The sequence below is a fragment of the Kitasatospora sp. NPDC057965 genome, from assembly GCF_042887135.1.
Lineage (GTDB): Bacteria > Actinomycetota > Actinomycetes > Streptomycetales > Streptomycetaceae > Kitasatospora.
This window is the reverse complement of sequence record NZ_JBHVPZ010000006.1, coordinates 374575-384954: the sequence shown is the minus strand read 5'-3', so window position 1 is coordinate 384954 and position 10380 is coordinate 374575. Positions and strand designations below refer to the sequence as shown.

The 10380-nt window shown below is 72.8% G+C and carries 7 protein-coding genes; 3 read left to right on the top strand and 4 right to left on the bottom strand.

Annotation, left to right across the window (positions count from 1 at the left end; translation table 11 throughout):
• The first annotated feature begins 424 nt into the window (after window positions 1-424).
• Window positions 425-808: a hypothetical protein gene (locus tag ACFVVU_RS10590; protein WP_387789198.1), complete on the top strand. Its 384-nt coding sequence runs from the start codon at window positions 425-427 to the stop codon at window positions 806-808.
• Window positions 809-898: 90 nt separating this feature from the next.
• Here ACFVVU_RS10590 and ACFVVU_RS10585 read toward each other — a convergent pair whose 3' ends face one another.
• On the bottom strand, window positions 899-1807 hold the full coding sequence (locus tag ACFVVU_RS10585) for a winged helix-turn-helix transcriptional regulator (RefSeq protein ID WP_387789196.1): 909 nt from the start codon (window positions 1805-1807) through the stop codon (window positions 899-901).
• Between the two features lie 99 nt (window positions 1808-1906).
• On the opposite strand from ACFVVU_RS10585, the gene ACFVVU_RS10580 reads away from it, so the two are divergent.
• Both ACFVVU_RS10580 and ACFVVU_RS10575 read left to right on the top strand, forming a co-directional pair.
• A complete protein-coding gene (locus ACFVVU_RS10580; protein WP_387789194.1) occupies window positions 1907-2587 on the top strand; it encodes an O-methyltransferase in 681 nt (226 codons plus the stop codon).
• A gap of 241 nt (window positions 2588-2828) precedes the next feature.
• Complete coding sequence (locus ACFVVU_RS10575; protein ID WP_380689596.1) at window positions 2829-4190, top strand: hypothetical protein; 1362 nt, start codon at window positions 2829-2831, stop codon at window positions 4188-4190.
• A 71-nt stretch (window positions 4191-4261) separates the two neighbouring features.
• Here the strand turns inward: ACFVVU_RS10575 and pflA are convergent, their stop codons facing one another.
• From pflA to adhE, 3 genes are all read right to left on the bottom strand, one after another.
• The gene (gene pflA, locus ACFVVU_RS10570) at window positions 4262-5017 is read right to left on the bottom strand and encodes a pyruvate formate-lyase-activating protein (RefSeq protein ID WP_387789192.1); all 756 of its coding nucleotides are present in this window, start codon (window positions 5015-5017) and stop codon (window positions 4262-4264) included.
• Between the two features lie 240 nt (window positions 5018-5257).
• Window positions 5258-7570, bottom strand: a complete 2313-nt coding sequence (pflB, locus tag ACFVVU_RS10565) for a formate C-acetyltransferase (protein ID WP_387789191.1) — start codon at window positions 7568-7570, stop codon at window positions 5258-5260.
• Window positions 7571-7616: 46 nt separating this feature from the next.
• Complete coding sequence (adhE, locus tag ACFVVU_RS10560; protein WP_387789189.1) at window positions 7617-10265, bottom strand: bifunctional acetaldehyde-CoA/alcohol dehydrogenase; 2649 nt, start codon at window positions 10263-10265, stop codon at window positions 7617-7619.
• Window positions 10266-10380: the final 115 nt, after the last annotated feature.

The following is a 10380-nucleotide window of genomic DNA, read 5'->3' as shown; positions in this document are numbered from 1 at the left end:
ACACGGACCCGGCCGCCACGAGATCCTGGAACCGAGTCCGCGCCGCGTGATCAAAAGCCGGACAGTTGGGGGGAATCCCCTATCGAACGCCCTCTCAGGGCTCGCCTTCCTGCTCTTCGGCGGGCTCAACTACTTCACCCACATCGGGCTGATCGTCAACACCATGTGATCCGCCGCGTCCGGAGCCGGGGACCGCTGACGCGGGGACAGCTGCCGGGCCGCGTACGGAGGGTCGTGTGGTGGGACGGCTCCGGGTGCCGGTTCCCTCAATCTCTACAGTCCTGTAGATTTCGGCTGGTGGCGGAGGATGGTGCGAGCCCGACCGAGCCACCCCTGGGGTGCTCGATCGACGGCTGTGCCGTCCGCGGATCCGGTGGTCCGGATCCGGCCGTCGGCCGTACCGACAGAGACAACAGGAGTAGCAGTGAGCTCGCGTGTGATCGCGAAGGTTGCCCCCGCCCTCGTACTGGTCGGGCTGGTGCTGGGTGCGCCCGGCGTCGCCCAGGCCGTGCCCGCCGCCACCCGGGCCGCCGTGGCCGTCGAGGCGGCGGTCCCGAACACCCCGGCCGCTCCGGCCGCGGGGTCGGCGCAGGCCGTGCGGCCCGCCGTCGACCGTGCCGCCCGCACCGGTTCGCCCGCAGGGGCGCTCGCGTCCGGCGACAAGAAGGAGAAGAAGGGCGGCTTCTTCAAGAAGCTCGGCATCGCCGCCCTGGTTATCGTGCTGCTGATCGTGCTGTTCTTCATCGGGCTCATCGTGGCGATCGTGTTCGCCGTCCGCCGGATCTTCCGCCGCCGCCGCGAGGCGTGACCCGGCTCCTGGGCAGGGCGGGCCCCGGTCCCGCCCTGCCCGGCCGGCGTCCGCTCCGCCGAGCACGCGGTCCGGTGGACGTGCCGCCGGTTACGGGTGGGTCGTCGAGCCGGGCCCGAGGGTACGGCCGATGCGCAGGGCGTCTTCCAGTGCGGCCGGGATGTCGGTGATCGGGAAGAGCGTGTGGCGGATGGTGCGCTCGGCGTCGCAGACGAGCAGCAGGCGCTTGATTCGGACCTCCTGGCCGAGGCGGAAGACCGGGAGCCGCAGGGCCGTGGTGAGGTCCATGCCGGTGTCGGACATCAGCGGGAAGGGCAGGTCCTCGGCCTGGGCGAACGCAGCCTGGGCCGCGGGGGACTGGGTGCTGACGCCGTGGACGGCGATCCCGGCGCCCCGGAAGCGGGGCCAGGCGGCGCGGAAGAGGCGGTTCTCCAGCGTGCAGCCCGCGTTGCCGGGGATCGGGTCGAGGGTTCCGGCCGGTTCCGGCGGGGACCCGGGAACGCCGGTGCCGGGGTAGGCGAACAGCACTGTGGGCCGGCCGGAGGCCAGCGGGTCGCGCAGCGAACCGTCGGTCGCGCGCAGCAGCAGGCCCGGCGGCAGCTCGGTGCCGACGAGGGCCCGGACCCGGCGGCTCTCGGCGCCGTCCTCCTCGGCGAGGCCGGTGAGCGTTCCGTCGCCCAGGAGCCAGCGGTCGGCCCAGTCCTGGAGGGCGACCAGGACCGGCAGCAGGCCCCGGCCCTGGTCGGTGAGCAGGTACTCGTAGCGCGGTGGGCGCTCGTGGTAGCGGCGGCGGTCGAGCACACCGCGCTCGGCGAGGGTCGTCAGCCGCTCGGAGAGGATCTTGCGGGAGACCCCCAACTCGCGGGCGAGGGCGTCGAAGCGGACGTGGCCCCGGGCGATCTCGCGCAGTACCAGGAGGCTCCACCAGTCGCCGACGGCAGCGGCCGCCTGGGCGATGCCGCAGTTGTCGGCGGCGGGGTCGGGGGTGCGTGGGCTCATCACGGCTCCGGTGGGGCGAGGTGGGGCGAGTCGGGGCGGGTGATCCGGGAGTGTAGTGTTCGTCCTGGTCAAGCAGTGAGTATCGAAAGGGAACTCTCTATGTCTCAGGATAGCTGGTCGGCGGTCGACGCCTACTTCAACGGACTCCTGGTGGCCGAGGACGAGGCCCTGCTCGCCGCTCGCGAGGACTCCGTCGCCGCCGGCCTCCCCGCGCACGAGGTCGCCCCCAACCAGGGCAAGCTGCTCCACCTGCTGGCCCGCCTCGGCGGGGCCCGCCGGGTGCTGGAGATCGGGACCCTCGGCGGCTACAGCACCATCTGGCTGGCCCGCGCCCTTCCCGAGGGCGGACGTCTGGTGACCCTGGAGGCCGACCCGGTGTGCGCGGCGACCGCCGCGGCGAGCATCGCCCGCGCCGGCCTCGGCGAGGTGGTCGAGGTGCGCGAGGGCCGGGCGGCCGACACCCTGCCGCAACTGGCGGAGGAGATGCGGGAGTCCAGCCGGGAGCCGTTCGACCTGGTCTTCATCGACGCCGACAAGCCCTCCAACCCGGAGTACCTGGAGTGGGCTCTGCGGCTGACCCGGCCCGGCAGCCTGATCGTCGGCGACAACGTGGTCCGGGACGGTGCGGTGACCGACCCGGACACCGGCGACGCCCGGGTGGACGGCGTCCGGCGGTTCGCCGAATTGATCGGCGCCGACCCCCGCCTGGAGGCCACCGCGATCCAGACCGTCGGCTCCAAGGGCTACGACGGGTTCCTGGTCGCCCTGGTCACCGGCTGACCGCGTTCGGCCCGCGCGCCGCCTGAACCGCGCCGCCTCGACCCGGCGGGCGGACCGGGTGATCCGGCACCGAACGACACGGCGGACCGGTCCGCGCGGCGCACCCGAGACGTATTCTGCGGCCGGATTCCCCCCGGACGGTTGACCGTCGGCCGCGTCCGGCGCTTGGCTCTCCCCCGGGCCCGCCGACACGGGGAGCAGCGGGCGGGCCGGACCGACGACCCGGGGAGGACCCATCACCATGCGAGCGACGCGAAGGACACCAGCGACGAACCGAACGGTCCGCGCCCGCGGACGGGCCCGTGCCGCCTGCGTGCTCGCGGTGGCCGCGGCCGTCGCCGCGACCGCCGCACCGGCCCAGGCCGCGGCTCCGGCCTGGGGCCCCACCGCCCAGGTCGACCTCGGCACCGACGGCGTCCGGGCGGACAGCCAGTCGATGACCGTGGGCATCAGCGCCAACGGCCGGTACGCGCTGTTCGGCTCCTCCGCGACCAACCTGCTGGCGGGCGCCGCGGCCCCTGCCTACGGCCTGTACGTGCGTGACCTGCGCACCGGCCGGACCGAGCTGGTCAGCCGCGCCGACGACGGCACCCCGTTGGCCAACGCCTCCGAGCAGGCGGGGATCAGCGGCGACGGCCGGTACATCGCGTTCTCCGGCGAGGCGAACGGGGTGTTCAACGTCTACGTGCGCGACCGGCTCAAGGGCCGCACCCAGATCCTCACCGACGGCACCGCGTCCGGCACCGGCGACCACGGCTCCTACCAGCCGGTCATCAGCGCCGACGGCCGGCACGTCGCCTTCATGTCGGCCCGCGACGACGCCGTGGCCGGTGCCGCCGTCACCTCGGAGACCCGCAACGTCTACGTCGTGGACCGGGTCACCGGCGCCGCCCGGCTGGTCAGCGTCGGGGCGGACGGGCAGCCCGCCAACGGCCCGTCCGAGAACCCGACGATCAGCGCGGACGGCCGGACGGTCGGCTACAGCTCCAAGGCGACGAACCTCGTGCCGGCCGCGCCCGGGGGTGACGCCGGGGTGCTCCGGCAGCGCTACACCACCCTGTACGCCACCGACCTGCGCCGCGGCACCACCGTCGTGGCCGGCCTCGACCCCGACGGAACGCCGGGCTCGGCGGACAAGGTGCTCCGGCTCAGCCCCGACGGCCGCTACGCCGCGTACGCGCTCGCCGCGGCCCCGCTGCCGGGCGGCAAGTCCCGTACCGAGCTGTTCGTCAGCGACCTGCGCACGGGGCGGGTGAAGAGCATCCGGACCTCCACCAACCCGGACGCGATCTGCTGGGGGAGCTCCGGGGCGGCCATCACCGCCGACGACCGCTGGATCTACTTCTCCGGCGGCTGCTCCGACACGATCATCCGGGCCGGCCAGGCGCGGTTCAACCTCTACCGCCAGGACCTCAGGAGCGGCCGCACCGAACTCGTCAGCACGGCCGTCGACGGGACCCAGGAGGACGGCGCCTCGCTCGACCCGTTCGTCCCCGAGAACGGCCGGACGGTGCTGTTCGCCAGCACCAGCACCAACCTCGTCCCCGGCGACCCCGGCACCTACGACTGGCACGTCTACACCCGTTCGCTGACCCACGGGTAGCGCACCGGACACCGGTGGGCCCGACCCGGCGTCGGGCCCACCGGTGCGGCCGGGGACGGCGGCCCGGCGCGTCAGACCGCGTACAGGCCGTGCGCGGTGAACACGGCGCGGGCGGCGGCGGTCTGGTCGGCGGTCGGGACCGGGGTGTCGGCGAGCGGGAAGTCGAGGCCGAGGGCCTTCCACTTGGCCGCGCCGAGCTTGTGGAAGGGCAGGACGTCGACGCGGGTGACATTGCCGAGGGCGGCGGCGAAGGCGGCGACGCCGTCGACGTTCTCGGTGGGGTCGGTGAGACCGGGGACGAGCACGAAGCGCACCCAGACCTCGGTGCCCAGATCGGCCAGGCGGCGGGCGAAGTCCAGGGTCGGGGAGAGCCCGCGGCCGGTCACCCGGCGGTACAGGGCGCGGTCCCAGGACTTGATGTCGAGCAGCACCAGATCGGTGTCGGCCAGCAGCGCGTCGTCGGCGCGGGCGCCGAGGTAGCCGGAGGTGTCCAGCGCGGTGTGCAGCCCGAGCTCGTGCTTGAACCGGTGCAGCAGTTCGCCGGTGAGGGCGGGCTGCAGCAGCGGCTCGCCGCCGCTGACGGTCGCGCCCCCGCCGGCGGCCCCGATGAAGGTGGTGTACTTGGCGGCCTCCCGGACGATCTCGTCGGCGGTGACCGGGCGGCCGTCGGCCTGGTAGCGGGTGTCGGGGTTGTGGCAGTACTGGCAGCGCAGCGGGCAGCCGGCCAGGAAGGCGACGAAGCGCGTGCCCGGGCCGTCGACGCCGGTCGACAGGTCCCAGGAGTGCAGCCTGCCGGTCACCGGCGCGGTGGGGGCCTCGTCGGCCATGGGGGGTTCTCCTTCTCCGGTGGTGCGCCGTTTCTCCGGTGGTGGGGCGGCGGGCCCCCCGGCGGGGGGGGGCCGCCGCGGGGGGGGCCCCCCAGCACCGCGGCGGGGGCCGGCGGTCCCGGGCGGGGGGGGGGCCCCGGGGGCCCGGGGGGGTTACTCCTCGGGGGGGGGGGCGCGTTTTCGGGGGGGGGGCGCGGGGGCCCCCGGGGGGGGGGGGGGCCCCCGGCGCGGGGGCACGCCCTACAGCGCGTCGTGGAAGGTGCGGCCGATGACGTCGAGCTGCTGCTCACGGGTGAGCCGGACGAAGTTGACCGCGTAGCCGCTGACCCGGATGGTCAGCTGCGGGTACTTCTCCGGGTGTTCCATGGCGTCCAGCAGGGTGTCCCGGTTCAGGACGTTGACGTTCATGTGGAAGCCGCCGACCGCGGTGTAGCCGTCCAGCACGCCGACCAGGTTGTCGATCCGCTCCTCGGCCGTGCGGCCGAGCCCGTTCGGGGCGACGGTGTGGGTGAGCGAGATGCCGTCCTCGGCCTCCGCGTACGGGAGCTTGGCGACCGACAGGGCGCTGGCGACGTAGCCGTGGCGGTCACGGCCGTTCATCGGGTTGGCGCCGGGGGAGAACGGCTCGCCGGCCCGGCGGCCGTCCGGGGTGTTGCCGGTCTTCTTGCCGTACACCACGTTCGAGGTGATGGTGAGTACCGACTGGGTGTGCTCGGCGCCCCGGTAGGTGGGGTGCTTGCGCACCTTGCGCATGAACTCCTCGACCAGGTGCACCGCGATCGAGTCCGCCCGGTCGTCGTTGTTGCCGTACGCCGGGTACTCGCCCTCGATCCGGTAGTCGGTGACCAGCCCGGTCGCGTCGCGCACCGGGGTGACCTTGGCGTACCTGATCGCGGACAGCGAGTCCGCCGCGACCGCGAGGCCGGCGATGCCGCAGGCCATGGTGCGCCGCACGTCCCGGTCGTGCAGCGCCATCTCCAGGCGCTCGTAGGCGTACTTGTCGTGCATGTAGTGGATGACGTTGAGCGCGTGCACGTACGTCCCGGCCAGCCACTCCATCTGCTCGTCGAAGCGCGCCAGCACCTCGTCGTAGTCGAGCACCTCCGAGGTGATCGCGCCGGTGTCGGGGCCGATCTGCTCGCCCGACTTCTCGTCCCGGCCGCCGTTGATCGCGTAGAGCAGCGTCTTGGCGAGGTTGACCCGGGCGCCGAAGAACTGCATCTGCTTGCCGACCGCCATCGCGGAGACGCAGCAGGCGATCGCGGTGTCGTCCCCGAAGCGCGGGCGCATCAGCTCGTCCGACTCGTACTGCACCGAGGAGGTGTCGATCGACACCCGGGCACAGAACTCCTTGAAGCCGCGGGGCAGTTGCGGCGACCAGAAGACGGTCAGGTTCGGCTCGGGCGCCGGCCCGAGGTTGTACAGCGTCTGCAGGTAGCGGAAGGACGTCCGGGTGACCAGCGTGCGGCCGTCCTCGCCCATGCCGCCGATCGACTCGGTGACCCAGGTCGGGTCGCCGGAGAACAGCTCGTCGTACTCGGGGGTGCGCAGGAAGCGGACGATCCGCAGCTTGATGACGAAGTCGTCGATCAGCTCCTGCGCCGCCTCCTCGGTCAGCAGCCCGGCGGTGAGGTCGCGCTGCAGGTAGACGTCCAGGAAGGTGGAGGTGCGGCCGAGCGACATCGCCGCGCCGTTCTGCTCCTTCACCGCCGCCAGGTAGGCGAAGTACAGCCACTGGACCGCCTCCCGGGCGGTGGCGGCCGGGCCGGAGATGTCGTACCCGTAGGCCGAGGCCATCTCCTTGAGCTCGTGCAGCGCCCTGATCTGCTCGGCGAGTTCCTCGCGGCCGCGGATCACCTCCTCCACCCGCGCCGGGTCGGTGGGCGCGGCGTCCAGCTCGGCCTTCTCGGCGAGCTTGGCGGCGATCAGCCGGTCCACGCCGTAGAGCGCGACCCGGCGGTAGTCGCCGATGATCCGGCCGCGGCCGTAGGCGTCGGGCAGGCCGGTGACGACGCCGGCCTTGCGGGCGGCCCGGATCTGCGGGGTGTAGGCGTCGAAAACCCCGGCGTTGTGGGTCTTGCGGTACTCGGTGAAGACCTTCTCCAGTCCGGGGTCGACCGGGTAGCCGTAGGTCTTCAGCGCGCCCGCGACCATCCGCCAGCCGCCGTAGGGCATGATCGCGCGCTTGAGCGGGGCGTCGGTCTGCAGGCCGACGATCAGCTCCCGGTCCCGGTCGATCCAGCCGGGCCGGTGCGCGGTGATGGTGGAGGGGATGTCGTACGCGACGTCGTGGACGCCCTTGGCGCGCTCCTCGGGGAAGCGCTCGGTGATCCGCCCCCAGACCGCCAGGGTCCGCTCGGTGGGGCCGGCCAGGAAGGCGGCGTCGCCCTCGTACGGGGTGTAGTTGCGCTGGACGAAGTCGCGCACGTCGACGCGGTCCTGCCAGGGGCCGTCCGCGAAGCCGTCCCAGGCTCCCGCCGGGGCGGGGACGGTCCGCGGGTGCGTCTCGGTCTGCGGCTGGGTCCGGGTCTGGGTCTGCTGCGAGGTGGTCATCTCGGGGTGTCCCTTCTCAGGCTCTCGGCTGTCCGGCACTCGGTCTTCAGGCCCGGTCGCCGTAGTAGGCCTGGCGCATCATCCGCTGCAGGTCGGCGAGCAGCGGCATCCGGGGGTTGGCGGGGGCGCACTGGTCCTCGTACGCGTTCATCGCCTGCTGCGGCAGGGCCGCCAGGAAGGCCTCCTCGTCGACCCCCGCGTCCTTGAAGCAGCGCGGGATGCCGACCCGGTCGCGCAACTCCTCCACCGCCGCCGCCAGCGACTCGACGCCCTGCTCCGGGGTCGCGGCCGGCAGGCCCAGCATCCGGGCGATGTCCTGGTAGCGCTCCGGGGCCTGGTAGCTCTGGTACTTGGGCCAGCCGGTCACCTTCGCCGGGGCCGAGCCGTTCCAGCGGATCACGTGCGGCAGCAGCAGCGCGTTGGTCCGCCCGTGGGCGACGTGGAAGGTGGCGCCCAGGGTGTGCGCCATGGCGTGCACGGCGCCCAGGAAGGCCGAGCCGAAGGCCATGCCGGCGATCGTCCCGGCGTTGTGCATCCGCTCCCGGGCCCGCGGGTCGTCCGCACCGGCGGTGACCGCCCGCTCCAGGTTCTCGAAGATCAGCCGGACGCCCTGCAGGGCCAGGCCGTCGGTGAAGTCGTTCGCGTAGACCGAGACGTAGGTCTCGATGCAGTGGGTGAGGGCGTCGAAGCCGGTGTCGGCGGTGACGTCGGCCGGCAGCCGGGTGGTGAGCGCCGGGTCGACGATCGCCACGGTCGGGGTCAGCGCGTAGTCGGCGAGCGGGTACTTCTGGCCGGTGGCGGTGTCGGTGATCACCGCGAACGGGGTGACCTCGCTGCCGGTGCCCGAGGTGGTCGGGATGCACACCAGCTTGGCCTTCTCGCCCAGGTCGGGGAAGGTGAAGGCGCGCTTGCGGATGTCGAAGAACTTCTCCTTGAGGTCCGCGAACTCCACCTCCGGGTGCTCGTACATCAGCCACATCACCTTGGCCGCGTCCATCGGCGAGCCGCCGCCGAGCGCGATGATGGTGTCCGGCTCGAACTCCCGCATCAGCTCCGCGCCCCGGCGCACCGTGTCGATGCTCGGGTTGGGCTCGACGTAGTCGACGACCCGCACCTCGACCGGCTCCCGGCGCCGGTCCAGCACGCCCCGGATCCGCTCCAGGTGGCCGATCGCCACCATGGTGTGGTCGGTGACCACCACGATCCGGCGCGCGTTCGGCATGCTCGCCAGGTACTTGACGGAGTTGCGCTCGAAGAAGATCTTCGGCGGGACCTTGAACCACTGCATGTTGGTGTTCCGCCGCCCGATCCGCTTGATGTTCACCAGGTTCAGGGCCGAGACGTTGCCCGCCACCGAGTTGTGCCCGTAGCTGCCGCAGCCCAGGGTCAGCGAGGGGGTGAACGCGTTGTAGACGTCGCCGATGCCGCCCTGCGAACTCGGCGCGTTCCAGATGATCCGGCAGGCCTTGACCGCGTGCCCGAACTCCTCGGTGAACGCCGCGTCCTCGGTGTGCACCGCGGCCGAGTGCCCCAGCCCGTCGAACTCCACCATGGCGGCGGCCAGTTCGACACCCTCCCGGCGGGAGGCGGCGGTCAGCACGGCGAGCACCGGGCAGAGCTTCTCCCGGGTCAGCGGCTCGTCCGGGCCGACCCGCTCGCAGTCGGCCAGGATCACCGAGGTGTCGGCCGGCACCTCGAAGCCGGCCGCCGTCGCGATCTCGGCGGCGGTGCGGCCCACCACCTCGGCGTTCAGCTTGGCGCCCGCGCACGACACCCCGTCACCGACACCGAACAGGTACCGCTCCAGCAGCGCCTTCTCCTCGGCGCTCGCGTGGTGCGCCTTCAGCTTGCGGAACTCCGCCAGCGCGGCGTCGCGGATCTCCGCGTCCAGGATCACCGCCTGCTCGGAGGCGCAGATCATGCCGTTGTCGAAGGTCTTCGACAGCACGATGTCGTTCACCGCCCGCCGCAGGTCCGCGCTGCGCTCGACGTACGCGGGCACGTTGCCCGCGCCCACGCCCAGCGCGGGCTTGCCGCAGCTGTACGCGGCCCGCACCATCGCGTTGCCGCCGGTGGCGAGGATCGTCGCCACGCCCGGGTGGCGCATCAGCGCGTCGGTCGCCGCCATCGACGGCTCCTCGATCCACTGCACGCAGTGCGCCGGTGCTCCGGCCGCCACCGCCGCGTCGCGGACGATCCGGGCCGCCTCGGCGGAGCAGCGCTGCGCCGCCGGGTGGAAGGAGAAGACGATCGGGTTGCGGGTCTTCAGCGCGAGCAGCGCCTTGAAGATCGTGGTGGAGGTGGGGTTGGTGACCGGGGTGATGCCCGCGACCACGCCGACCGGTTCGGCGATCTCCACGATGCCGTCGATCTCGTCCCGGCGCACCACCCCGACGGTCTTGGTGCGGGCCATCACGTGGGTGACGTTCTCGCAGGCGAAGACGTTCTTGACGGCCTTGTCCTCGAACAGGCCCCGGCCGGTCTCCTCCACCGCCAGGGCGGCGAGGCCGGTGTGCTGGGCCAGGGCCGCCAGCGAGGCCTTCTTGACGATGTGGTCGATCTGCTCCTGGGTGAAGGAGGCGTACTCCTCCAGGGCGGAAAGGGCGGCGGCGACCAGCCCGTCGACGCTGACGGGTGGGGCGGGGAGCTCGCTCGTGGGCGACGGCTTCACGTCGTGCTTCGGGCGGGTCGACATGCTGGACTGCCTTTCAGGTCATCGTCCGACATCGGCGCCGTGGGCGCCTTCGATTCCAGGTTCCCTGCTCGGGGTTCGGCGGACATCCGCCCATCGGGACCCCCTTCGGGGTCCG

Bases quoted from the DNA above. Each gene is read 5' to 3' on its own strand.
- adhE (WP_387789189.1), bottom strand. From the start codon at position 10,265: ATGTCGACCCGCCCGAAGCACGACGTGAAGCCGTCGCCCACGAGCGAG.
- ACFVVU_RS10575 (WP_380689596.1), top strand. From the start codon at position 2,829: ATGCGAGCGACGCGAAGGACACCAGCGACGAACCGAACGGTCCGCGCC.
- pflB (WP_387789191.1), bottom strand. From the start codon at position 7,570: ATGACCACCTCGCAGCAGACCCAGACCCGGACCCAGCCGCAGACCGAG.
- ACFVVU_RS10585 (WP_387789196.1), bottom strand. From the start codon at position 1,807: ATGAGCCCACGCACCCCCGACCCCGCCGCCGACAACTGCGGCATCGCC.
- pflA (WP_387789192.1), bottom strand. From the start codon at position 5,017: ATGGCCGACGAGGCCCCCACCGCGCCGGTGACCGGCAGGCTGCACTCC.
- ACFVVU_RS10580 (WP_387789194.1), top strand. From the start codon at position 1,907: ATGTCTCAGGATAGCTGGTCGGCGGTCGACGCCTACTTCAACGGACTC.